Source organism: [Clostridium] innocuum (assembly GCA_012317185.1).
Lineage (GTDB): Bacteria > Bacillota_I > Bacilli_A > Erysipelotrichales > Erysipelotrichaceae > Clostridium_AQ > Clostridium_AQ innocuum.
Genome location: CP048838.1, coordinates 4,522,513 through 4,548,621 on the forward strand (window position 1 = coordinate 4,522,513; position 26,109 = coordinate 4,548,621).

General features: G+C 41.1%; 22 protein-coding genes and 1 pseudogene. 18 read left to right on the plus strand and 5 right to left on the minus strand.

The features are described 5' to 3' along the window. The first annotated feature begins 31 nt into the window (after positions 1-31). The 16 genes from G4D54_22120 (at position 32) to G4D54_22195 (ending at position 17,383) form a co-directional block, all read left to right on the plus strand. The gene (locus tag G4D54_22120; GenBank protein ID QJA04938.1) at positions 32-2,773 is read left to right on the plus strand and encodes a sigma 54-interacting transcriptional regulator; all 2,742 of its coding nucleotides are present in this window, start codon (positions 32-34) and stop codon (positions 2,771-2,773) included. A 68-nt stretch (positions 2,774-2,841) separates the two neighbouring features. Beyond that, positions 2,842-3,312: a PTS sugar transporter subunit IIB gene (locus G4D54_22125; GenBank protein QJA04939.1), complete on the plus strand. Its 471-nt coding sequence runs from the start codon at positions 2,842-2,844 to the stop codon at positions 3,310-3,312. An 83-nt stretch (positions 3,313-3,395) separates the two neighbouring features. Further along, positions 3,396-4,145: a PTS sugar transporter subunit IIC gene (locus G4D54_22130; GenBank protein QJA04940.1), complete on the plus strand. Its 750-nt coding sequence runs from the start codon at positions 3,396-3,398 to the stop codon at positions 4,143-4,145. Further along, positions 4,138-4,959 (plus strand): PTS system mannose/fructose/sorbose family transporter subunit IID, encoded by an 822-nt coding sequence (locus G4D54_22135; protein QJA04941.1) that lies wholly within the window; start codon positions 4,138-4,140, stop codon positions 4,957-4,959. The genes G4D54_22130 and G4D54_22135 overlap by 8 nt, the downstream gene beginning before the upstream one ends. A 1-nt stretch (position 4,960) precedes the next feature. After that, positions 4,961-6,094 carry an SIS domain-containing protein gene (locus tag G4D54_22140; protein ID QJA04942.1) on the plus strand — a complete coding sequence of 378 codons (1,134 nt, stop codon included), beginning with the start codon at positions 4,961-4,963 and terminating at the stop codon, positions 6,092-6,094. A gap of 3 nt (positions 6,095-6,097) precedes the next feature. Beyond that, complete coding sequence (locus G4D54_22145) at positions 6,098-6,487, plus strand: PTS fructose transporter subunit IIA (GenBank protein QJA04943.1); 390 nt, start codon at positions 6,098-6,100, stop codon at positions 6,485-6,487. A gap of 189 nt (positions 6,488-6,676) precedes the next feature. Next, positions 6,677-7,243, plus strand: coding sequence for a sigma-70 family RNA polymerase sigma factor (locus tag G4D54_22150; protein ID QJA04944.1), 567 nt, complete (start codon positions 6,677-6,679; stop codon positions 7,241-7,243). After that, positions 7,215-7,931, plus strand: a complete 717-nt coding sequence (locus G4D54_22155; GenBank protein QJA04945.1) for a hypothetical protein — start codon at positions 7,215-7,217, stop codon at positions 7,929-7,931. Before G4D54_22150 ends, G4D54_22155 begins: the two co-directional genes overlap by 29 nt. After that, positions 7,916-8,788, plus strand: a complete 873-nt coding sequence (locus G4D54_22160) for an ABC transporter ATP-binding protein (protein ID QJA04946.1) — start codon at positions 7,916-7,918, stop codon at positions 8,786-8,788. The genes G4D54_22155 and G4D54_22160 overlap by 16 nt, the downstream gene beginning before the upstream one ends. After that, positions 8,785-10,245 carry an ABC transporter permease gene (locus G4D54_22165; protein ID QJA04947.1) on the plus strand — a complete coding sequence of 487 codons (1,461 nt, stop codon included), beginning with the start codon at positions 8,785-8,787 and terminating at the stop codon, positions 10,243-10,245. Before G4D54_22160 ends, G4D54_22165 begins: the two co-directional genes overlap by 4 nt. Positions 10,246-10,911: 666 nt before the next feature. After that, positions 10,912-12,858: a PTS transporter subunit EIIA gene (locus G4D54_22170; protein ID QJA04948.1), complete on the plus strand. Its 1,947-nt coding sequence runs from the start codon at positions 10,912-10,914 to the stop codon at positions 12,856-12,858. A gap of 177 nt (positions 12,859-13,035) precedes the next feature. Then, entirely contained in the window at positions 13,036-13,992 is a 957-nt protein-coding gene (locus tag G4D54_22175) for a class I mannose-6-phosphate isomerase (GenBank protein ID QJA04949.1), read from the plus strand. 12 nt (positions 13,993-14,004) lie between these two features. Next, complete coding sequence (locus G4D54_22180; protein QJA04950.1) at positions 14,005-14,439, plus strand: PTS sugar transporter subunit IIA; 435 nt, start codon at positions 14,005-14,007, stop codon at positions 14,437-14,439. Positions 14,440-14,453: 14 nt separating this feature from the next. Beyond that, positions 14,454-14,759, plus strand: coding sequence for a PTS fructose transporter subunit IIB (locus G4D54_22185; GenBank protein ID QJA04951.1), 306 nt, complete (start codon positions 14,454-14,456; stop codon positions 14,757-14,759). 418 nt (positions 14,760-15,177) lie between these two features. Further along, complete coding sequence (locus G4D54_22190; protein QJA04952.1) at positions 15,178-16,239, plus strand: PTS fructose transporter subunit IIC; 1,062 nt, start codon at positions 15,178-15,180, stop codon at positions 16,237-16,239. 1 nt (position 16,240) lies between these two features. Further along, positions 16,241-17,383, plus strand: a complete 1,143-nt coding sequence (locus tag G4D54_22195) for a mannitol dehydrogenase (GenBank protein ID QJA04953.1) — start codon at positions 16,241-16,243, stop codon at positions 17,381-17,383. Between the two features lie 982 nt (positions 17,384-18,365). On the opposite strand, the pseudogene G4D54_22200 reads toward G4D54_22195, so the two are convergent. The 4 genes and pseudogenes from G4D54_22200 to G4D54_22215 all read right to left on the minus strand — a co-directional run bounded on the left by G4D54_22200 (position 18,366) and on the right by G4D54_22215 (position 21,695). Beyond that, a pseudogene (locus G4D54_22200) lies at positions 18,366-19,789 on the minus strand (glycoside hydrolase family 1 protein). Next, a complete protein-coding gene (locus G4D54_22205; GenBank protein QJA04954.1) occupies positions 19,789-20,136 on the minus strand; it encodes a PTS lactose/cellobiose transporter subunit IIA in 348 nt (115 codons plus the stop codon). The pseudogene G4D54_22200 and the gene G4D54_22205 overlap by 1 nt, the downstream one beginning before the upstream one ends. Continuing rightward, positions 20,129-21,370 carry a PTS sugar transporter subunit IIC gene (locus tag G4D54_22210; GenBank protein ID QJA04955.1) on the minus strand — a complete coding sequence of 414 codons (1,242 nt, stop codon included), beginning with the start codon at positions 21,368-21,370 and terminating at the stop codon, positions 20,129-20,131. Before G4D54_22210 ends, G4D54_22205 begins: the two co-directional genes overlap by 8 nt. 4 nt (positions 21,371-21,374) lie before the next feature. Further along, positions 21,375-21,695, minus strand: coding sequence for a PTS sugar transporter subunit IIB (locus tag G4D54_22215; protein ID QJA04956.1), 321 nt, complete (start codon positions 21,693-21,695; stop codon positions 21,375-21,377). 190 nt (positions 21,696-21,885) lie between these two features. On the opposite strand from G4D54_22215, the gene G4D54_22220 reads away from it, so the two are divergent. After that, a complete protein-coding gene (locus G4D54_22220; protein ID QJA04957.1) occupies positions 21,886-23,766 on the plus strand; it encodes a BglG family transcription antiterminator in 1,881 nt (626 codons plus the stop codon). A gap of 310 nt (positions 23,767-24,076) precedes the next feature. After that, a complete protein-coding gene (locus G4D54_22225; GenBank protein QJA04958.1) occupies positions 24,077-24,835 on the plus strand; it encodes a DeoR/GlpR transcriptional regulator in 759 nt (252 codons plus the stop codon). A 383-nt stretch (positions 24,836-25,218) separates the two neighbouring features. Here the strand turns inward: G4D54_22225 and G4D54_22230 are convergent, their stop codons facing one another. Continuing rightward, positions 25,219-26,109 carry a PTS system mannose/fructose/sorbose family transporter subunit IID gene (locus G4D54_22230; GenBank protein QJA04959.1) on the minus strand — a complete coding sequence of 297 codons (891 nt, stop codon included), beginning with the start codon at positions 26,107-26,109 and terminating at the stop codon, positions 25,219-25,221.

The window sequence follows — 26,109 nt, forward strand, 5'->3', positions numbered from 1 at the left end:
GTGGAAAGATTGGGTGCAGAAAGGAGCCGCAATGAGTAGAGAAACAAAAAATGAAGTTTATGAATTTATTGTAAAATGCACATTTGAATTTTGCAGCAATCAGCTGTTGAAATGTGATTCCAGCTACTTAAGCAAGCGCCTGAACATTTCTCGTTCGCTTGCCTCACAGTATCTGAATGAATTTTACAGAGACGGTATCTTTCTGAAGGTTCAAACACGACCGGTTTATTTTCTGGATCGGCATACACTTGAAAGTGTATATCAGATCAAGCTGGAAAATAATGAATTTTACGATGAAAAGGAGCTGACTGATCAGTTTGGTAGGTCTTTGCGAACAAAACGAAGCTTTCTGAAGGCTGTTGGACATGATACCTCTCTCAGCGAATGTATTCTGCAGTGCCAGTCTGCAATTAAATATCCGCCAAACGGTTTGCCAATCCTCCTTTACGGGGAACGCGGCGTGGGCAAGACCTTCTTCACACGCCTGATTTACCAATATGCTATCGAAGAATCGCTAATAGACAAAGATGCCAGACTGGTCTTCTTTAATGAAAGTCAGTATGAGGAAAGCAATGGCAGGGAAAAGGATGTACAAATCATCTTCGGGACTTATCTGGACGACGGCTCGCAGAAATATCTAGGTGGTTTGATTGCCAGAGCAAAAAATGGAATTCTGGTCATAGAGAATGTTGAGCGGCTTTCACCACAGTGCTACTTTCTATTGATTCAGTACATGCAAAGTGGTGAATATACCATTTCCTCAGGAAAACAGGGAAAGGTATTTAAGTCCAGAACCCGTATTATCTTTACCAGCTGTATAGACTCAAAGCAGAATATACATAACGCTTTCTTTCACAGCATACCGATTATCTGTCATATCCCAAGCCTTCAAAACAGGCCGATAGAAGATAAGGAAATGCTAATCATTGAATTTTTCAAAGAGGAAGGCTTGCGGTTGAAGAAAAATATTCTCATTTCCAGCAAGGCGTTTATCGCCCTGGTGAATCATACCTATGAAAACAATATTGAGGAGTTATCAACCTGCATACAGTCGAGCTGTGCAAATGCCTATCTGTCACATGATGTATCGGATGATCTGCACATATATCTGTATCATCTTCCGGTATCTATTATCAATTCTTTGACTCTTGATAAAAGCAATAGTGAAGAGGAATACATGATTGATATCTGCAAATATCTGCCGCAGACAAAAAATGGAAGAATCATTGATTTCTTCGATTTTATAGTGACCGCCTATCGGGAATATGAAAAGGGAAGCATCGATCTGAAGCTGTTTCTTGAACGCTGCATTGATAACATGAATGTCTATTATGACTATATCGTATTTGAGCATAAATATTACAATGCACGCGTTCGTGCCTATGAAAAAGCGGTTTTGGATGTATTTGAACATATGCTGGACCGTTATGATATCTACATACCATCCAATTGTGCTTTTGTCGTTGCACGCGTTATTTACAGCTATATGCAGATGTTTTCTTCCATCCGCAGCTATGAGGTGCAGCATGCCGAAGAAATCAGTAAGGTCATTCATCTGTTAAAGGAGCATTATCCCACAGGCTATCGAAGCGCCATGGAAATCATGACCAAGATACGACAGACAATTGATGTGGAAATCAATGATATGAATCTGATATTTCTGATTTTGAATATTCAGTTTTATAACCGTTCCATTGATAAATACCGTTACAACTGCATTATTATCTCACATGGCTATTCCACTGCCTCTTCCATAGCAGATGCTGCGAACAAGCTGATTGGAAGCCACATTATGGAAGGAATTGATATGCCGGTTAGTACATCCATGGACGACATTGTCATGAAGCTGAGAAAATATATCAACGACAACAGTATACGAAAGGATTTGATTCTGCTTGTGGATATGGGATCTCTGGAGAATATAGGTACACAGCTGATTGAAGAATGCGGCATCAATATCGGAATCATCAACAATGTTTCCACCCGAATGGCCTTGCATGTGGCCGGAGAGATTCGCAGAAATGTAGAAATGAAGGAAATATTGAGCAAGGTAAGCAGAGAAACCGTATGTGAATATAAAATATTCAGCAATATCAATCGCAAAAAAGCAATCATATTTACCTCGGAAACAGGAATGGAAGCAATCGAGCGTGTTGTTCAGCTTTTTAAAAACAGCATGCCCCGACAGATTGATATCAGTATTTTCGCCTATGACTGTCTCAGCCTACAGAAAAACAAGGAACAGGATGATATATTCAAGCTGTATGATGTTTTGTTCATTGTCACAACAACACGCTTAGACATACGCAATGTTTCCAGCGTACCGATGGAGGATGTTATTGCATTCAAGGATGTGGACAGTATAACCTCAACACTGAACAGCTACTTCACAAAGAATGAGCAAGAGCAGTTTAACCGAAATCTCATCAAGAATTTCACATTGGAAAATGTCATGAATTACCTGACCGTACTCAATGCAGATAAACTGATCACCTTTATTGAAGAAGCACTGGATCACCTTCAGGAGCTGCTGGGTATGCTGATCGCCAATGAAACTATGGTTGGTATGTACATTCATATTTCCTGTATTATAGAACGGCTTGTCATGAAAAATGAAATCGCCCAGAAGGAACGTGGTTACTCTTTGGATGTAGAACAGAAACGGTTTCAGAAAATGTTCAACGACAGCTTTGCCAGAATTATGGATTACTACAAGGTGGACATCCCTGTGAGTGAAATTTTATATATGTATGATTATATATTCAAAAAGTAATGCCTGAACCATGCGGAGGCCTGAGCTCACCACCGTATGTACAATAAGGAAAGAAAGGAGAGATTTGTATGATCAGTTTGTTTCGAATTGATTTTCGCTTACTACATTACCAGACTTCACAGGTGTGGCCGAAAAAACTGGATATCAATATGATCGTTGTTGCCAATGATGCAGTGATACAGGACCCTCTGCGTATGAGTTTGATGAAAATGTCTGCTCCGGCAAACTGCGGTTTGAAGATTCTATCTGTGGAAAAAGCAGGGTTGTTTCTCATGGATCCTAAAAACGAGCGTCGAAGAATTGAGTTGCTTGTGGAAACACCGAAGGACGCCTTGCGAATCATCCGCAGTGTACCCGGAATACAGCATCTGAATGTAGCACTTATGAAAGGCGGACCGGGTAAGAAGATGGTATGTCCTTCTCTGGCTTTTGCCCCTGAGGATTATGATGACCTTCGCAGTATCGTAGACCTCGGCGTGAAAGCGGAATCCTATGTTACACCGGATGAACGTCCGGTATCCATTACGAAGTATTTATAAGAAAGAGAAAAAGGAAACAGCAAATCTTTATCTATGTTGTTTCGTTAAAATTTACTCGCAGAAAGCGGGAGAATGGAGAACTTATGCAAACAGCTATCTTACTGGGCCTTGTTTATGCATTTGCATGGTCCATGGACAATATCGCCGGAAGCTCCTTTATGGACAGACCAATCGTATGCGGTGCCTTAACGGGTCTGGTCATGGGAAATTTCGAGCAGGGGCTTGTTATCGGGGGAACACTGGAACTGGTATGGATGGGGTTTATCAGCTATGCCGGTATCATCAATGGAGAAACGCGTATCGGGGCGATTTTAGGAACTTATTTTGCACTGGCAACCGGAAACAGCTTTGATGTCGCGATTTCCATTGCAATGCCAATCGCGATTCTGGGCGGGAACGTATCCAATGCTTATAACATTGTTGTCAGCTATCTGATGCATCGCTGGGCTGACAAATGGGCTGAAGAAGGAAATTATAAAAAAATCGGACAGTTTCACCTCGGTGTCGGTTTTGTAAAGCTGTTCTTCATGACAGCCATTGTCTTTCTTACCGTTCTTCTGGGAACCGGGGCGATTACGTCACTGATCAATGTCATTCCTGAAAATGTATTGAACGGTCTTGGCAAGGCCGGTGAAATGCTGACTGCTGTCGGATTCGGTATGCTTTTAAACATTCTCTGGGACAAACGGTTTATCGGTCTGTATTTCGTCGGCTTCGCAGTTGCCGCTTTCCTGAATCTGAATGTTATCGCTATCACTATCATCGCAACAGGTCTTGGCTTTGTAGCCATGTATACATCAGGTAACGAGAAGGGAGAAGACGCATATGAGTGAAAAAGCATTTGAAATTACAAAGTCAGATTTACACAAGGTCTTTTGGCGCAGCATGCCGATTGAAATTTCCTACAACAGTGAGCGGCTGCACAATATGTTTTATGTCTATTCCCTTACTCCGATATTTAAAAAGATTTATAAGGATGACCCGCAGGGAATGCGGGATGCACTGGTACGGCATATGCAGTTCTATAATACCTGTCCGCAATTTGAGGCAATTGTAGTCGGCATCGTTGCAGCTCTGGAGGTGAAAAACGCCGAATCCTGTAATACCATGGGACCTACGATTGAAGCAGTTAAAACCTCTTTGATGGGACCTACAGGCGTAATCGGTGATGCCTTCTTTCAGACCGGCGGCTTTCGCATCATATCCGCCAGTATTGGGGCTTCTATGTGTATCGCAGGCAATCCATTTGGTCTGCTTCTCTATTTCCTGATTTATAATGTGCCAAATTATCTGGTTCATTGGTGGGGTATTCATCAGGGCTTTAAAATGGGATCGGTCTTCATTGAAAAGGTCGTTAACTCCGGCGTTTTGCAAAAAATTACAGATTTATGTCTAATTGTCGGACTCAGTGTGGTTGGTGCGTTGACGAGTGCTTATGTGTCGTTGTCTACGCCATTACAGATCAGCTATGGAAAGGAGCCTATCATTATTCAGGAGCTGTTTGATCAAATTTGTCCGAATCTTCTGCCGTTGCTACTAACTTTGCTGTGTGCATGGCTGATGCGTAAAAAGAATGTTAAGCCTACCGTTTTAATGATCTGGGTTATTATTATTGGTGTCATTCTGGGCTCCTTCGGTATCATCTGATATGGAAGGTGCCAAGACAACAGCAAAGGAACAGGAACGCACTGCATTACTGCGGACGATTACTGATGAACCTTTGCTCATCCGTAGACTCCTACAGCATAAAAAAGAACTCACTGAGGACTTTGTTCAGCATTTTCTGACACATACAGTAAAAAAGGTTTATTTCAGCGGACAGGCATCCGGCACCTTTGTAGGAAATATGCTTGCCCCCTGTATGGAGAAATTGCTGCAGGTGGAAACAGAGGTGTGCAATCCTGCCTCCTTTCCTGAATATTTTCAATTTAACATCAATCAGCAGTATAGCCCGGATGAAATGCTTATGCTTTGCCCTGCACATTCAGGAACAACAACCGGACCGATCAGGATGGCACAGGAATGTAAACGGTTGAATATCCCTGTAGTATGTATAACTATTGATTCGAATTCTCCCCTTGCAAACCTTTCGGATATCGTCATCAATAAGCTATGCGGTTCTGAGGAAAGCTTTATCGAAACACGTACACATATGGCATCACTGCTGATAACATTTCTCTGCATCATAGAAACGGCAAATCAAAAAGAGCTCATCAGCAGGCAGCAATACACATATTATCAGCAATACTTTACCAGATTGGAAGATAATGTGAAACAAATTATAAAGGATACAGCAGACTGGTATAAAAACCATAGGGAGCTGCTGCAGACGAAAATGGTTGCACGCTATATTGGAGCCGGTCCCTACTATGCAGTTGCACAGGAAGGTGGTTTAAAGATCGCAGAAGCTGCATCTATTGCAGCTCTTGCTTATGAGCAGGAGGAATTTATGCATACCGGGACCACACAGATACAAAAGGATACTCTATTATTTTTGATTGCTCCAGACGGTGTACAGGAAATGCGAATGCTGGAGCTGATACGCTGGTGTCGGTTATATAGCGATTATGTAATACTAATCGCAAATCATTCTCATCCATTGAAAGATTCCAAAGCACTGCTGTGCCACTTTCAAGATGATCCGTATTGCAGCGTCATGGAGTACATGGTCCCCTTTCAAATGCTTGCTCACCTGCTTGCGGAAGATAGAGGTCTGAGTGTTGTTCATGCGGCAAATGATGGTGCATCTGCTTATTTGAAGACGCACACAGAGGAGGTATGATTCATGAAATACATCATAGCGACCCATGGATATCTTGCGGATGGCTATGTCAGTTCCATACAGGTGTTAACAAAAAAGAACAATATTTACGCTGTTAATGCCTATGTTGATGACAGGGATGCTGCGCTGCAATTAAAAACAATCATTGAATCCTTTGAAAATCAGGAGGAAATTATCATTTTCACAGATCTCATGTGTGGAAGCATGACGCAGGCGGTAGCTCCTTATCTGGACAGATATAATGTACGTTGCATTACAGGAATCAATTTACCGCTGATTCTGGAGTTCGTACTAACGACAAGCACCATTGATGACACTTATATAGAACACACTATTCAGGAAGCGCAGAAACAGATGGTGTTTGTCAATCACCTACTAAAGCAAACACAATAAAGCGAAGGACTTATTCAAGCTGTATAAAATGCTATAATTTTGTGAAAGCATATTAACGTAAAAAACGTTAGTCGTGAATAAAGCAATTATAGCAAGCTGTGGATAAGTCTTTTTATCATGTATGCTAAAATAAATGAAAAGTAAAACCTTTTTTCAAATCAAATCGTTAAGTAAGTGAGGAGGCGGCATATGAGAGAACAGCAGATCCTGCATAAAATAAAAAAAGGCGATCAGCAGACACTAAATAACTTCATACAAGACCTCTATCCATACGTCTATTCCTTCACATATCGCAAAATGCAGGGAGACGACAGTGCAAAGGATATTACACAGGAAGTGTTTGTGCGCTTCATCCGTCAGCTTCCCATGTATCATGCGCAGGGCAAGACGCTGCATTATCTATACCGGATTGCCAGTAACCTGTGTCATGACTATCACCGAAAAATGCAGCGTGATCTGCACACGGATATTGACAGGCAGGAAAACTTAATTTCTGCGGACAGTGATGTACATGAAGTCATTCTTGATCAGATACGAAACGAAGAGCTTATGTATTACATAGGGGAGCTGTCTGATTCTCAACAGGATGTAATTCTATTGAAATACTACCATCAGATGACATTTAAGGAAATAGCGCAGAGCTTCTCAATTCCCGTATCCACAGTGAAAACAAGACACACGGCGGCATTAAAGCGGCTTTGTGCATTATGGAAAGAAGGAGGTTATCATGAAACAGAAACTCATACAGGTAGATGAGGCAGCGATGGAACAAACGATTCTTCTCTGTCAAAAAGAGCAGGAACAATACACACAAAAAAACTGCACCTCTTTGCTACAGCTGATTCTTCGCTATATGTGGCTGGATTTTCGCTTCTATATGATCCTATCTATTATCGGACTATTGATTTCGATACTGCTGATAACGCTGGATGCAGTCAATGCTCAGATTTACACCGCTATTTACTTTTTCATACTGGGTATTTCTGCACTTTATGAATATTATAAATGCAGCCACTACAGGATTCTGGATATCATCAGTCCTGTTTACCTGAATCCCTGTCGCGCCTTCCTGATTCGTACAGCCGGTATCGCCTTAAACGGGCTCGTGATGTCTTTTATATTACTGGTGATATTCATCCTTAAAGAATCCTGGATTCCTGCTGATTTTATCATGACCGGTATCGTTCCGCTGTATGCCATGCAAATTATTTTTACACATTTACTACACAGAATCAAAGGCTATATATCCGCACTTGCCACATACTCCATGTTTTATTGTATATATCTTTTTATATACAGTCAGTATATCCGGTACATGATATCCAATCCTCAGGCGGTGCTGGTTATACTTATCGTTTCTTGTTTAACGCTTTTCAATATGCGGCAGTTGAATAAAGGGATGTCGGATACAGAAAGGAGGCAGCAAAAATGGAGCTGGTTATAGAACATATCAATAAATCATTCAAAAAGAATCAGGTGCTGTATGATGTAAATTTAACGATTGAAAAGGGTGTACATGGCTTACTTGGAGCAAACGGAAGCGGCAAAACAACGCTGATGAGAATTCTTTGCGGACTGCTTCCAAAGGATGGCGGCAGCATCAGCTATGACGAAATAGACGCTTTAAAACAGTATGATGTCTATGCGTCAAAAATCGGATATATGCCACAGCATTTTGGTTTTTATCCGCACTATACCGTCTATGAATTCCTGGAATATATGAGTATTCTGAAAAATCAGTCAAAGCAATACAGCAGAAAAAGAATTGACGAGCTGCTGCATATTTTGCATCTGGAGGATAAGCGGAAAACAAAAATGAAACAGTTATCCGGCGGTATGCTGCGTAGAGTGGGAATCGCACAGGCACTTCTAAATAAACCGGAGATTCTCATACTGGACGAGCCGACTGCCGGGCTGGATCCAAAGGAACGCATTATCTTCCGCAATCTGATTGCATCCCTCTCACAGGAATGCATCGTTCTGCTTTCCACGCATATCGTAAGTGATATCGAAACCATCGCAGACGATATCATCGTTATGAAGGAAGGAAAAATCATTCTTCATGATACACCAAAAGAGCTACTTCATACTATGAAGGAAAAGGTATGGCAGGTAACACTTCCGAAAAAGGAGGCACTCTCTCTTATGGCTTCCCATATTATCGTAAAGAGTCATAATGTTGATAATGACATCGAACTGCGTATTGTGGCTGATGATTGTCCACATACCCTGGCTCATAATATAACGCCTGATCTGGATGATCTTTATTTATATTATTTTAAAGAAGGTGATTCCCTATGAGACGATTGATTCAATCTGAATTTAAAAAGATTTTCAAAAGCAAAGTCAACATCGTATTGCTGCTTATCCTGTTTATCTTCAATGGCTACCGCACCTATCAGGTTTACCATCAGCCACTGCAGTACCGCACTGATATCGTCATGAAGGATGAAAACGGAATAGAAAGAAAAGGACTTGCATATTGGAGGCTGGCCGATCAGATTCAACATTCCTATGCGGGAACACTCAGTGAAAAGACCATACAGCAGATGGATAAAGACTTCCGCGCTATTATGAACAAGTATACAGAAACAACGCTAGATGAAGAAAAAATGAAAGCTGTATATGGCGATAATTATGAAACCTTACTGAAAGACGCACGCAGCGGTAAGTACACCGGTAAGGAAGTCAATGAATTATTTGAAAACTATATGCAGATCAGCGGAGGTATTTCCTATGAGGAAATCGAAGGAAGCGACAAAGTAAAGGTACATGTTGAAGATTATTTAAAACATGATGGTGTGCGCCAGCTGTATAGCAATATCTATGATTATTATATTGAGGATAAAAAGGATGTTGCCGATTATGAAAACTTCTCTTCTGACGCCCAGAGAAAGTGGCTTCATCCGGATCAGTTAAGTAAGGAACAGCTTAATATTGAGATTGCCGGCTTTGAGTATCCGGACAGCATATACGATGCCACGATGGAGAATTTCATAAACCGTTATAAATCAGCCTCTCATGAGATTGACAGCAATATTCCAAATACACTGTTCGTTGAAGCATTGTATAATCTGGAATTCGCTTCGCTGCTTATTCTTGTTATCATTCTGGCAAATACCTTCGCTATGGAGAAGCATTATAAGACCTATCAGATTATGATTCCCACAGCTGCCGGAAACAAAAAGATAACTGCGGCAAAGCTGTGTGCAGGTATATTGCTTGCGCTTGGAATCGTACTCATACAATTTCTTATCGTATATATCATGTCCTGTATTTTCCTTCCACTGCGTGATCTGAATCTGACTTATTATTCCCAGTCGCAGGCATCATTGAATATCACAGCCTATGTATTTACTTATCGAACGCTGATTGTGAATGCTATGCTGCTGATCAGTATCGCATCAATAGCAACCGCCTTTATCACTATGCTTTTTTCCTATATCATAAAGAATCGTTTTGCGACAGTGATTCCACTGCTTCTGGTGACGCTGATTAGTGGATTTACAGGCTTTTTCAATCAGCTTTTGCCAGGCATGGTGATTGATCAGTTCTTTCCTTCCCAGATGGTACATTTCACACAATTTTTCAAAGTTGCATTGAATCCGCATCTGGGTGAAATGCTGCCGTATTTCAGTATTGGCGGTTATTCGCTGGCCTGGAAGAATGTTATTATGCTGTTCTGGATAGTTTCGATTGTCATCATATCCCTGTGTATGCTTCAGCATTCCCGCAGGCATGTGAAGAATTGCAGCTGATAAGCAAGATCATTGTATTTTAAAATATAACGAGCTGAATAGACATATACTGCCAGGAGTCGATATCTTGACTATATGGAAAAGAATATGTTGAATGTTATGGCAAATTAAAGAGGTGTTTTCCTTTTTGTTTGACTTATGCTTTACTGGATGCATATCGTGAAACCAATCAAGGAAATACTGTGGGCATGCTTTTCTATGAGAGGAATAGCAGATATATGCTGTATCGCCTGCAATTTTTGCAAATATCGACAGCAGTAAATTTGAAAAAAAGATAAAAGAAAACACCTATGTAGCTAACGGACAGAAGAGCTTGTTTCAAATATTTAAAACGTAAAGGTCACACATATGGCTATCCTGTGTGATAGAACTTCAATACATGTAGAAGCGAGGGAAGCGAAATTGAATACGGAAGTTTCAAAATCTATTGTATAACAATGGACTGAGGAACTTCTTTTTTATATTTATCTAAAAGATCAAATAATATGACTGCATGTAAAAATAACAGACACGAATGATATTCTTTGCTGATTTTTATATAGCACTTTACAGATGTGGAATATTTATTAGTAATCTTTTAGTTTATTTCATTTATTATACGTTATAATACTATTGGTATATAAGTGTAGAATAATATAAAAAATAACAGATTACTGGAGGTGAAGTATGGTGGCGAATGATAAGCTAAAGATGTTTTACATGATACTGCTCAACAGTGAGGAGAGTATTCCTGTATCTTATTTCACAGAAAAGCTCGCGATTTCCGCAAAGACAGCTTATAATTATCTAAAGGAATTAGACTTTGAATTAAAACGATTTGATTTGAAGTTGGTCAAACAGAAACAGCAGGGCTATCTGCTAGAAGGCAGTGCTGAGGAGAAACGTAGATTTCGAACCTATCTTGATCAGGATTATCTCAACCAGGACTTTACAGAAGCCAGGCGGCAGGAGTTATTGGAAAACCTTTTGATGAGGGATCAGAAGGTATCTGTGAGAACGCTGGAAGAAAAATATCAGGTATCCAAAAGCAGTATCGTAAATGATCTGGAATATGTAGATAGAAGTCTTCAGAAAAATGAATTGTTTCTCACAAGAGATAAGAGTGGGACTTACGTAAATGGGAAAGAACAGCATATTCGCAGTGCTAAGCGGAATTATGTATTTGAACAATTTAAATCGAAAATTTCTTCTAAGGAAAGCTATGATCTGCAGACCTGTGAAAAAATACTAGCCTCCTATGTACATAAAAATCATATGGCAATTGCTGAACAAATGATACATTTTGTGACAGATAAGCTTTCCTGTGAGCTGATGGATGATATGTACTATTATCAGATATTCATTCAATTTGCTATTTTTCTTGACCGCATTGCAAAGATGCACTTTCTTGTTCAGACGACCTATCGCCCAGTCGTATCAGAGCTGCACAGATTGAAAACTTGGCCTGTAACAGTGGAATTATCAAAATGGCTGAAAGATGCACATCATATTGAATTAAAAGAACAGGATATACGCTGGCTGAATGCCCGTGTTTCCGGTGTCTATCATGAAAACACATTACATTATACAGGTACGAGAACGGATGAGATAAGAGAACAGCTTAGAGAATTTGTAGAGACGATTTCTAACGTACTGGGAGAAAACTTGATTGATGATGATGAGCTTTTGAAGGGGCTTGAGCTTCATGTAGTTCCCATGGTAGCGAGGATAACGAATAAAATTCATATCACAAATCCATTCCTTCCCCAAATCAAGGAACAGTATCCCGCCCTATTTTCCGTCTTGGTTCTGGCTGCGGCGACCTTTGAGAATAATTTTGGTGTTCATTTATCTGACGATGAAATAAGCTTTCTGCTTATCCACGTTCAGGCATCTATTGAACGCCTTAATCTGTCAAAGAAAATTGCAATCGTCATTCATTCAAGCGGCGCAAGTGCTGCCCTGGTAGAAAACAGAGTAAAGCGTAATTTGCCGCGCTTTGATGTTGTTGAAACATTTAATATTGATGATTTAAAAATGGCCTATCTGGATGAGTTTGATTTTATTATTTCTACGATACAACTTGATTATCATAAAAAGCCTGCTATTCTAATTTCACCCCTGGTTGATGCATATGACGTACGCAAAATAAATCAAATCTATATGGGAAGTACAACACAGTCAGATGAGAACATAAAAAATCTACTTCTGGAAATGCTGGATGAACAAACCTTATTTATTAACCAGAATTATAGTAGCAGTGATGAAATCCTGCAGAAAATCAGTAGTATTCTAGAATGCAACGGCTATGTGATAGATGGTTTTCTGGATTCCATGCTAAGCAGAGAAAGAATTTCACCTACAGAGGTAGGTAATGGTATCGCGATACCTCATGGCATCACCAAATATGTACTTAAGGAAAAAATCGTAATCATGACTTTAAAAAAACCTGTGCTTTGGCATAAAGAGAAGGTGGATATCATCATCTGTCTGGCTTTCAGCTTCCAGAATAAGGAACGCTCAAGAAAATTGATTAGTAATATTTACCGTATTATTAAATCACATGAAACGATACAAAGTATTCGCGATTGTAAATCAAGAGCGGAATTCTATAATATAATTGAAAATTTATAACAGTAATTCTATAAACAAGCCACATATCAATTGCCGAGAAACTTACTCTTATTAACAAACGCTCATTGTAGCGTTTTCTTTCGTGTACTATGTTTTACAAAAATATATGAAAGACTTTGACATATTCAGAGAAAAGAGACTGTGGCATAATGAAGATGTCAAAGGAGAGTGATGTTAATGTCTGATGAAATATTGTTTCTGCATTCACCGTTGAAAGAAAAGATTTACGGCGGTACCAAAATTCAGAAAACGTTTGGCTTCGATGAAGCTGCAAATCAGAAAATTGGTGAATACTGGGCTATTAGTGCACATGAAAACGGTACGAGTATCATCTCGAATGGTACCTATAAAAACCATTCACTAAAGGAGGTGTATAAACAGCATCGTGAGTTATTTCACAATGCGAAGGAAGAACGTTTTCCACTCCTTATCAAGATCAATGAAATAACACGGCCTGTTTCCGTACAGGTGCATCCTGATGATATCTATGCCGAGAAGTATGAAAATGATTTAGGTAAAGCAGAGTTCTGCCTATATCTTGATGTGGATGATGGAACAAAGCTGATACGCGGTCATACAACCAACACAAAAGAAGAATTTAAAGAACTGGCACTGGCAGGAAAATGGGGACAGCTGCTGCATAGAACACCGGTAAAAGCAGGTGACTGTGTATTTACTCCGGCTGGAATCGTACATGGTGTGGAAGGAAAAATGCTTCTTGCCGAGGTTCAGCAAAGTAGCGATGTCACATACCGTATCTATGATTATGATAATACCGAACCGGATGGTACACCACGGAAGCTGCATTTGGAAAAAGCATTGGATGTTATCTGCTTTCCGCACAAAGAACCGGAAATGAATATTCGTGATGAGCTGCATGGAAACAATCATATTTTGCAATACATAAGCAATGAATTTTTCCGAATTACGCGTTATGAAATTCAGGAATCAGAAACAATAAGCAATGAAACTTATTCCCTATGTCTTATCTTAAGCGGGGAAGGGCACATTCATATAAAGGATGAAAGCTATTTCTTAAAGGCCGGTCAGGGATTTATTGTGACATCCAGCTGTACCAGCTTTCGGCTTACCGGAAGCATGGATATCCTGATCAGCGAGCCGGGGCACGTATAAAGGAGGGGAAGCATGTTCGATAAACAACTGACGTTTGTAAATAAAACGTTTAAAGACAAAGCAGACGCTATCAATTTTCTAATTCATGAAGCCGCAGCAGCCGGCAAACTGAATGGAGGTGAAGCATATAGAAAATCCGTATTACAGAGAGAAGAGGAATTTTCCACAGCAGTCGGTTATGAAGTTGCAATACCGCATGGGTCAAGTGATGATGTTACAGAATCCTTTGTGGCTGTATCTACAGTGAAGAAACCGATTTTATGGGGAGAGGAAAGCATCCGCATGATTTTCATGATTGGTGTCCCAGAACATAAAAGAACCAGAGAACATCTGCAGATTCTTGCCTGGCTTAGTAGAAACCTTATGCATGATGAATTTCGCAATAGCGTTGTTAATGCAGGAAATGAAATACAATTATTCGAATGTCTAAGCAGACTCGAACAATAGAGAGGAGAATATAAATGAATATCGTAGGTATCACAGCATGTCCGACAGGTATCGCCCATACATACATGGCGCAGGAAGCATTGGAAGAGGCAGGAAGAAAGCGCGGTCATCAAATCAAACTAGAAACACAAGGGGCAATGGGAGCAGAAAATGAGATTACCGAAGAGGATCTTAAAACGGCTGATATAGTTTTGATTGCAGTTGGTTGTGCAGTGGAAGGATTGGAGCGCTTTGACGGTAAATGCGTTGTTGAAATTGATGTGGCAGATGCTATTAAGAATCCGGAAGCAGCAATCGTAAAGCTCGAAAAAGCGGTTTAAGAAAACACCGTTCGAAATGGAAGCTCTATAGCTCATAAACCTGAAAGAGACAGTAAACTACTGATTACTGAGATGATTCCATAAGCTTCAATTCTGAAAGATGTAGTATGAAAGCGCACTGCTGGAAGAAAGAGGGCTCAATTACTTTAAAAAGACGCTTCAGAAATTAAAAAGACTAAAGCGATGAAAACATAAACGAAAGATTAGTTGATAGTAAAAATGATAATAGTTAAATCATAATGTGAATCTTTACATGATGTATTGGAGCGGCTTCATTTCAAGTCAAGAAGAAAATACTTTTTCATTCATCATACCCATTGTCATGAAAGCGCTAATGCTACAGATGACAAGATTCAAACGTTATAAAAAACTTACATAAAAATTTGCACTCGTGTATAACGAGAGAATGGAGACAGTTATGAGTATTGATTTCAAGAAAATTAAAAACCATTTAATGACTGGTATGTCTTACATGATACCGATGACCGTGATTGGCGGTATCTTCTATGCAGGTTCCATCGCATTTGGGGGCACTGCGGTAGCTGGAGAAGGGATGGTTATTAAAAATGAATTCCTTCTTCATGTACAGGAAATCGGTGGGGCCGGTTTGTTCCTGATGATTCCTGTACTGGCTGGGTATATCGCTTATGCCATAGCAGGGAAACCCGCTTTGGCTCCCGGATTAGTTGCCGGCTATATCGCAAATACAGAAATTATGATTGGGGGAAATGCTGTAAAAACAGGGTTTCTCGGAGCGTTGGTATTGGGCTTTATGACAGGGTATCTGGTTAAATATATGAAGAAGATACACTATCCTGAGTTGATTAAGAGCGTTGTGCCAATACTGATCATTCCTGTTGTTACATCCTTTATTGTTTGTATTTTCTATATGTACATTCTTGCCAATCCAATCGGCATGGCGATGGGTGGAGTCGAAAGCTTTCTGACCAGCTTATCAAGCGGAAGTAAAATTGTTCTGGGTATCATCATGGGGATGATGGTTACTGTTGATATGGGAGGTCCGGTTAATAAAACTGCCTGCTTATTCTCTATTGGGATGATGGCAGAGGGGCACTACGAATTCTTCGGCATCTGCGCCGTTCCAATCTGTACTGCACCACTGGGTATGGGGCTTGCGACATTGCTGGCAAAAAACAAATATACCCAGGAGGAGCGTGATGCAGGCAAGGCATCTCTATTCATGGGTCTGATAGGAATCTCCGAAGGTGCTATACCACTAGCTGTCGCTGACCCCGCAAAGGTCATTCCGTCAATTATGGCAGGTGGTGCTGTTGGAGGTGCAATTGCAGCAGTAGCCGGTGTAAAGGATTATGCGCCGCATGGAGGACCGATTGTACTGCCTATCATTGATGAAAAAATATGGTTTGTTATCGCAATTATCGTTGGCACACTGGTTACTGCTATTTTAGTGAATCTTCTAAAAAAACCGGTCGCTCAAACTGAGCTGGCAGATAAATAATATGAAAGAAGCAATTATTATCGGTGCAGGACGTCTCGGCAAAGGCTTTATCGGAGAAACAATCGCAAACTCACCTGCATGGAATATGACATTTATTGACACTGATCCTGTTGTAATCAGTAACCTGAGAGAAGCCGGTTCCTATCATGTTACCGTACATCGCTTTGATCGAATAGAGGAACATAGTATATCCAATTTTGAAGCATACACATGGGGGCAGGAAGCAATTACAGATAAAATAATTCAGGCTGATTTAATCATGTTTGTCATATATCCTGAAAAAATCTCGGAGGCGGTTATCACACTCATGGACGGTCTGAAAGTTAGGAAGGAAAAAAATCCGCATCAGAATCTCTCCATCATCTTTTTAACCAATAAAAATCATATGATGCAGGGTATACATGAACAATTTTCTCACATGCTTACGGATACAGATCACATCTGGTTCAACAATCATGTTGTACTACGTGATTCCATCATCAGAAGAAGTACGGACGCTGAAAGCAATCAGTCTTTAAACATACGTACAACTGCCGTATTATCGCTATTAATTCAGGGTCCGCTGAACGTTGATATTTCAGATATAGAATGGATGGAGATTACTGATCAGCTAGAGCTTCTGAAGGATGTCAAGGTTTTCATCGTGAACGGTCCGCATGCTGCTGGAGCATTCATGGGGTATTATTCCGGTTATGAAACAATCAATCAAATCAGCAGTGACGCCAACGGCTCAGCATTCATTTCAGCCGTTGAGAAAGAAATAAAGGCAGGTATTCTGGCGAAATATCCGCTCACAGAGGAGCAACTCGATAATTTAAGCGTATTCCCTCAGGCAGAGGGTGATATGGTAGATTATATTTACAGGGTTGCCTATGATCCAATTCGCAAGCTGTCGAAAGGTGATCGGCTTTCAGGAAGTGCTCTCATGTGTTACGAGAATAGTCTTTCATATAATCATATAGCAAAGGCGATAGCTTATGGCTTTTTATATGATAATCCAGATGATCCACAGGCACTGCTATTACAGGAAACCATACAGAAAGAAGGACTTCCTAACGTTATAGAACGCATTACCGGCTTTCCAAAAACACATGAAATATATCATGCCATTCTGCAGCATTATGAAAGCTTGAAAAGAAATTAATGCGGCTTGCGAAAAAAAGGCGCTGTGATATGAAAAAAACAATGGCAGAATGCTAAGCATACCATTTATCAGTATCGCGTTCGCTTTATCAATCAGCATAAGATTACCAAGAGCAGGTGATTTTATGCTTTTTATATATGCAAGAATCATCTGTTATTCCCATTTGCTAATCATGATCAGGATACTGTTTTTCAGTGTTTGTGCAATAAGGTTATCAGGCTTTCGGCGCTTATCTTACAAGACTATCCACAAGATACCGGTGATTTAAAGGATGAAATGACACTCTGAGAAAAATCCATTCCCCTGATTTTTTGAGCTTGCGCAAAAAGACAATAAATGGATACATACATGCCCTTTGCATATGGATTCTTTTCAAGAAATAGTTAAGCCCTATCATCTCTATCCTGTGCATACGCCGCTGTGAATCCTTTGGATACTACTGTAAAGCATGGGTAAGAACCTGCACGTTTAAGCATTATAAAAACCCCATTCCGGAATTTTATTTCCACAGAATGAGGTTCACGTTTTCCTTTTCAGACCTGATCATAATCAAGCAGATATTTCTCTGCCTCTTCGCACCATACATTATGGTTTTTCTCACATATATCCGCCAGCCTTTTGAATACCGGATATTATGCTGCCTACTGCGTAAATCCCCGATTTCAGTCAGTGGCAAATCGATATGCGGATAAATCAGTTTTTACCTCCCAGTATCTTTGGCACGTTCGAAATCCTATCTATAAGAAAAAACAACCATAACTAAATGATTGTTCTTTCCCTGTATTTTCATGAATAAATCATCACAGAATTTCCTATAAAATTATAAACTCTATTTGTTTTGAGCATGCGTACCATATTCTATATCACAAGTATATACATAGCATATCTATGATTCTATGTGATTGTTTTTATGAATCAGGCATACGTCTGACTTCTTTAATTTCCCTGATCTGGATCTGATTAGGCGGAAATTTCATATCTCCTATAGATTCTCTCCATTTGATTCTATCATATTTGCGTACCAGTAAAAGGAATCCTTTGGGATACATTTACCAGTGCCATTCCCCTCGTTATCGATATCCACATAAATAAGCCCATACCGCTTTTCCATTTCACAGCTGTTTCCGCTGACGATATCAAATGGTGACCACATGGTATATGCGAAGATATCCGTACCCTCTTCCATTACATCCTTTAACTCCTGAATATGGCGTTTCTGATAATCAATCCGGTATTCGTCATGTATACAGCCATCACTTCCCAATGCCTCTTCCACCCCCACACCGTTCTCTGCAATCATCATTGGTACGCCGTAACGATCCCAATACTGTGCCATCGTATTGTACAATCCAACCGGATCGATCGTCCAGCCCCACTCCGTCGCCTTTGTGTACGGATTGGCGCAACGATTTCCATTTTCATCAACACAGTGACTATAATAATATGCGACTGCCAGGAAATCCATGGTATACGAACGGATCAGCTCCTCGTCACCATCCTCCATCTGAATCGTGATACCATGCTTCTTAAACCACGTTTTCGCATATCCCGGGTATTCTCCACGCAGCTGTACATCCGCAAAGAAGAAATCCTTCATCCGGTTTTTCTCAATCGCTATCTTTACATTCTGCGGATCACAGGTCTTTGCATACGTCAGCTGATCTGCCAGCATCATACCGACTTTTAACGCAGGATCAAGTTCTCTTGCAGCCTTGACGATCCCCGCACTTGCCACAAACTCATGATGCACCGCCTGATATTTTGCGGCAGTGAAATCCTCATACTCATCCATAACCATTCCCAATGAGCTGAAGGACTCCCCAAAAATCAGGTTAATCTGATTGATTACGATCCAATATGTAACCTTGTCCTTGTATCTTTTCAAACAGGTTTGTGCGAAACGCTCATACAGATCAATCGTCTTTCTGCCATACCATCCCTGATAATGTGTTACCACCTTTAACGGCATATGTAATGTGTCAGTGTGACGATCGGCTCGATGCCCTGTCTGTGCAATTCATCAAACACCTCATCATAAAACCGAAGTCCCGCTTCATTGGGATATTCATCATCCGCATTCGGAAAAATCCGTGCCCAGCTGATACTCATTCGAAATGCCTTAAATCCACACTCCTTCATCCATCCTATGTATTCTTTATATCGGTGATAGAAATCCACCGCCTTATGCTTTGGATAATATTGCTGCTGCTTTTCTGCCTGCACATCTGCAATACGCTGCTTCAAAAGCTCTCTGGTATAATTGGTATTGCCGCCGCCTGCAGCTTTTTTATAACAAATCTGGATATCCGCAACATTCAACCCTTTTCCATCCTCCAGATAGGCTCCCTCCATCTGAACAGCAGCACTTGCGCCACCCCATAGAAAATCTTCAGGAAACACACTCATCAGCTTTCCTCCTTTTTTACAAACATAGCCGCAAAGCTGCGAAAGGTATCGATTAGAGAACTGCACAATTCAATTTCACTGTTGATTGTCATCAGTGTGTCCTGTGCATGATTGAACAGCATGCAGTATTGATACTGCACACCCCGTGCTTCGGCCTGAATAATTTCTGTCTGTGCCGCATGAGCCTGTGTTATCTCTTTTTTGGCTTCCTTCAGGCAGGCATCCGCCTTCTCAAACTGCAATGCTTGTACATATTTTAATGCCTCTTTGGTATGCAGACGGGCATCTCCGGCATGCGTCAGAATCCCCATTGCACTCAGTATCAGCTCATTGTTTTCATCAGTCATTTGCTTCCATCTCCATTTCTTCCTTCACCATTTTATTCTCATGTGCCTTAAAGAACGGCCACCAGATCAGCCATGACAGCAGGAACATGCCTACAACCAGAATCACGGCACGGAAATCACCATGTGTTGCCAGAAAGGAACAAATCGGCATCGGCAGCTGGTTCACATTCATGACAGCATGCGGAATCGTGACAAGACCGCTGGAGAACGCAAACCATGCAATCGTTGGCAGAACCAGTGCATTGATCCACATCGGTATCATTAAAATCGGATTCAAGGCAATCGGTGCTCCATATACCAGAGGCTCATTGATATTGAACAGCGACGGTATCATGGCAATCTGTCCGAACTTCCTGATTCTCTTACTGCGGGATTTGAGCATCATGATATTCAAAGCCAGTGTCATTCCCATACCTCCGATAAAGATTACCGAAAAGGTTACATTTGATGTATAGATATTTGTCGGCTGCAGCCCCTGTTCAAATGCAGCTGCATTTGCGGTGATTCCTGCAAGACCGATGGGACTGGTGATTGGATTCATAAACCAGCTGTTGATCCCGAAGGAATAGAAGAATACCGGTATAAAGATACAGAGCATAAAGCCCGGATAGGTCTGACCGATACTGATCAGTGGTGAGAACAGCTTGGTAATGAGCTCAAATAGGTCAATATTGCACCAGTAAATAAGGATGGTAGTAAGCACAAGCACAATAATTCCGGGAATGACCTGATTCAGCCAGCGAATCAAAAAATCCGGAAGAGATACGGAATCCTCAAACAGATGCAGCTTGAAATACAGATTACTGATCACAATGGTCACAATACCCGCAAAGAATGCAGAAATCATACCGGAGCCTCCGAATCTTCCAAACGCTACCTGAAACTGAAAGTCCGCAATAGACGGTTTAATCACCATAAAGAACATCATTAAAGCGATTAAGCCGGTTGACACACCATATTCCTTAAACCCATATTCCTTTGCGCCGTGATAGCCAACCAGAAAAACAAGTGTCAGCGACATAATGCCAAAGCTGAAATTATAGACCGGAGAAAGATCCGGAAGAAAGGAGACATAACCCGCAAGCAGATTATATATGGAGATGATACTCCCCAGCAACAGAATCGGCACATTGGCCATCAATGCTCCGGAAAGTGTACGTATTATTTTTTTATCCATGGCCTTGGCGACCTTTGGTGCAAAGCTGGAGCCCAGCCAGTTAATAAATGTATTCATAGCTCTATCCCTTTTCCTTTAACGTTTCCATACATAGAGCAAGCAGTCCTTTTCCATCCAGTCCTGCATACATATCCTTCGGTATCATCAGAACCGGGACTGCATACGGATCACACATCGCCTTTAATTCATCAAACGCATAGGATAAATGCGGCCCGATGAGCAAAATATCCATCTTCGGAAGATCATCCGCTATATTGTTCTGACTCTTTGCTTCCACCTTGGCCATGATCCCCTGTTTTTTTGCTGCACCGCGCATCTGCTGTGCCAGAAAGCCGCTGGACATCCCTGCTCCGCAGCATAATAATATATTCAGTTTTTCCATCTTTTCTACCTCCTGTTGGTACTGGAACTGTTCCACGCCTATATTATCTCCGGTATAAAGAAAATGCTCAACTTGTAATCTTTCCTTGCAGGGGTGAAAGTTTTTATATTTTCATCCCTGTAGTGAAAAAGATTCGTTTTGCTTTGTTTACTTCTTGCATTATAATAACAGTAAAGAGAGAGGTATGCGTATGAAAAAGAAACATGAGGAGCTTGTCCATATAATAAGACAGCAGAAACAGCCGATTTCTTCCACACAGCTTGCCAGACTGCTTAATGTTACTCCGCGATCGGTAAAAAACTACGTTGCCGCCATACAGGAGGAATTTCCAGATCTGATTGCGGCAGGTCCCAGAGGATACCGTATTGATACAGATACGCATGTGAAAGCAGAAAGTGATATTCCGCAGACATACCAGGAGCGCAGCTCTTATATCATCCGGCAGTTTTTCATTGACCACGTGCAGGAAATCGATTTGTATGATCTTTGCGATGAACTGTATTTGAGCTATTCATCCATAAAAGGGTTGCTGAATCGCATGAACAAAGAGTATCAGGATACCGGAATCACCTTTCGATGCCGTAATGATATGATATATGCGGACGGGGAGGAAAGACATAAACGAAAATTTCTGACAGACATTATTTATCAGGAATCTAGTGAACGCTTTGTGGATTTACAGACATTGAAGGATATATTCCCGGATTTGAATGTGCAGCAGATTCATGATATCCTGCATGAGACATTCAAGAAGCACAGCTGCTATATCAATGACTTCGGATATACAAATCTGACACTGCATCTTGCTATACTGCTTGACCGTATGCAAAGCGGCAATACGATTGAGCATTCACAAAAGGAGCAGCCTGAGCTTTCAGAAATTACGGTGTCTGTGATAGACGAATTAGAAAAAAGCTTTCATGTTGCCTTACTGGATCCAGAACGCTGTGATATTCACAACCTTGTCACCACCAGCATCAACCTCTGCCATGCGGAAAGCCGACAGGAGCTGATTACCGTTGTCGGACAGGATATCTATGAAATCACACAGACCGTTATATCCTCTGTCAACCGGCAGTATGGTTTACAGCTCGATAAGGATACGCTGCTGTATCCGCTTGCTCTGCATTTCAAGAATTTATTTGCCCGCTGTAAGAGAAACACCTCATTGCGCAACCCGCTGCTGGAAAGCATTCAGGCCTCCTGCCCAATGCTGTTCGACTGCGCAATCTATGTCGCAAATTATCTGGAGGCTTCCTGTAATCTCCACATCACTGCAGATGAAATCGCTTATCTTGCTATGCACATCGGTGCCGATATCGAACGGCAAAGCAGCGACAGCGGAAAGCTGAAATGTGTACTGCTGTGTCCGGATTATCAAAATAGCAGGCAGGAAATCTATAATTATCTTCTCATTCATTTTGATTCTGAAATCTGTATCAGTGCTGCATGCTCCTATGAAGCACAGCTGCCGGATACAGCAATCGACCTGTTGTTTACCACAATTCCCGTACAAAAAGAGTATCCGCATATGCTGATGATTCCTCCATTGAAAAAAGCAATGGATCTTAAGCTGATATTCGAAAAAATACAGGAGGTTATAGATCAGAAAAAGCTGCATATCCTCTCTGAGAGCTTTTCTGACTTTTTTCATGAATCGCTTTTCTATCTGCATACAGATGCCGGTTTGAAAAAAGAACAGATAATCCGTATCCTCCACGATAAGCTCTATGCACAGGGCTATACCTCTCCATCCTTTTATGAAGATGTAATCAAGCGGGAGGAGGCCGCTTCCACAGCCTTTGGATGTATCGCTGTTCCTCATTCCATGAAAATGGACGCCAGAAGGACCGGCATAGCTCTCGCCCTGTCGAAGCAGGGTATCACTTGGGACAAGCAGATTGTTCATGTTGTCCTGTTGATCGCCATACACGAACAGGAGTCACATTTATTCAGAAAGCTGTATGAAGCCCTGATTCTGCTGTTCTCTCAGAAGCATGTACCCGATCAGATCAAGGAATGTATAAGCTTTCAGGAATTTAGACAGCTGTTGCTTACTCTGACAGATTAACAGCTCCTACATATACTCATCCTTACCGGCTGAACAGCTCTACTGATAGGCTGCCTTCCGGAAAAAGGATGACTTTTTCATTTACATTCCTTCCGCTTATTTGCTTGTTTATGCTCGTTTTAACATCTATATCCATAATAAATCGTACATTTTCGATAATATTCGTGCAATAGTGCTTGTAATGCTCTTCATATTCTCGTATAATAAAGCTATGAACGAATATGCTGACTACAGTTTGCATAACGCACCAGACACACATACATAAGGATAAATACCTCTGATAAACCATAAAGATAGGAGTTGAACAGACATGCTGTCAGCTGAAAGAAAGCTGTATATTCTAAAAAAACTGGAATCGGAACAGACGATACAGGTAAAACAGATTGCCAAAGAGCTGCATGTATCGGAATCCTCCATACGCCGAGACCTTCTTGAGCTGGATGATGAAAATAAGGTTGACAGAATTTACGGAGGCGCTGTAAAAAAAGAACGGGAACGCATTCTGACAGATGAAGCGGAAATAAAAATGATGGAACGCATGTCCATTCATTATGATAAGAAGCTGCGGATTTGTAAAGCTGCCAGCACGCTGGTAGAGGATGGGGAGTGTGTTTTTCTGGATGGTGGTACCAGTATTGTACCGATGATTCACTTTCTAAGCAGCAGACCGATTAAAATTGTGACAAACAATCACCTAATCGTACAGAATGTTCAGAATCCAAAGGCTAAAATCATTGTCATCGGTGGAGAATTCAATACGAAGTATCGAATGAGTGAGGGCAATGAAGCTCAAAATATGCTGCGTCTCTATAATTTTGACCGTGCCTTTATCGGCTGTGTCGGTGTTAATCTGGGCATGAAGAAGGCTTTCACAGCCGAGATGGCCACAAGAGAGCTGAAGCGTATCGCTATGGAATTATCAAATCATAATTATCTTCTGATCGATGACAGCAAGCTGCACGTAAAGGGCTTTTGTACGTTTGCTCAGCTGGATGAATTTGAAGATGTTTTTATCAATCGCACGACAGGAATGGAAACACTTCCGGATCATTTCATTGCTGTCAAATAGCAGCTGTACTGCACCATTTCCATATAACAGCAAAGAGTAGTCCGATATGGATGCTCCACAAGCAGTTCATCATCCGGCTTATATTGCAGGAATACATCATTTCATTATATATTGTTATCTAAAAAGCTTTAAGCTTTATCGAAGAGTCTGAACCGTTTATCTCCCGGAGGCTTTGAACTATCCATCATACTGAACTAAAAAATCATCGAAGCAGTATCGATGATTTTTTATATGATAACAGCTCTTCCAAAGGGAGATTACAAACATGACAGTCGCTGTCTTGGAAAAGGAGATGTCTGTATTTCAGAAGGAATCTGCATCATATTTAATTACATACATTTATCCATCAGGGATGCAACAATTCCTCTCTTTATCTGTCTTTCTTAATATGACAGACCCGGATCAAAGAATCCAACCAGAACTCCGGCAACAGCAATCACAACCATGAGCAGCATGATCTTGATCGGGCTGATTCCTTTTTTCGCCATCAGCCACCAGCAGCCCATTACAAACAGCAGAGTCAGAACGCCGGGAAATGCACCATCGAGCTTTTCCTGCAGTAGTACAGGTACTTCCTGAGTTCCTGTAACCTTTTCGATAACTTTAGAGCCTTCAATGACCATCTCTGTTTTATTCTGAATAGAAGTTGTCAGCTGTACAGCCGTTGTAATTGAAACCCAGGTGCCGGCCATGGCACCTACGATTACCTGACCCATTACAATGACAGATTCACGCAATGCAGTTGCCTGTTCGCCGACAATTACCTCCACAGCAGAACCGCCAAGCTCATAGCCCTTTCCATAAATCCATTTCTGAAATAAAATACTTGTGATATTCCATACGATAATATAGAACAGAGGACCAATCAGTGAGCCACCCTCTGAAAGCCCCAATGCGATACCCAGCAGTACCGGAATATAGGTGCCGACAATCAAAGAGTCACCAATACCTGCAAGAGGTCCCATCAAACCGGCGCGAATACCATTGATCATCTCATCATCAATTTCTTCTGCTCCGTTCGCACGTGCTTCTTCCAGACCAGCAGTTATGCCGACAACAATGGAACCAATCTGCGGCTCCGTGTTGAAGAATGGGTAATAGGTCTTCAGCTTTTCAGCCTGCTCATCCTTGGAGTCATACAGTTCCTGAACGATTGGCAGCATGGACCACATATAACCGAAGGTCTGCATGTGTTCATGAGAGAAGCATGTTAGATTTCCGTAAAACCAGCGCCAGAAGGATTTGGATAAAACTTTTTTCGAAAGCTTCTTCAT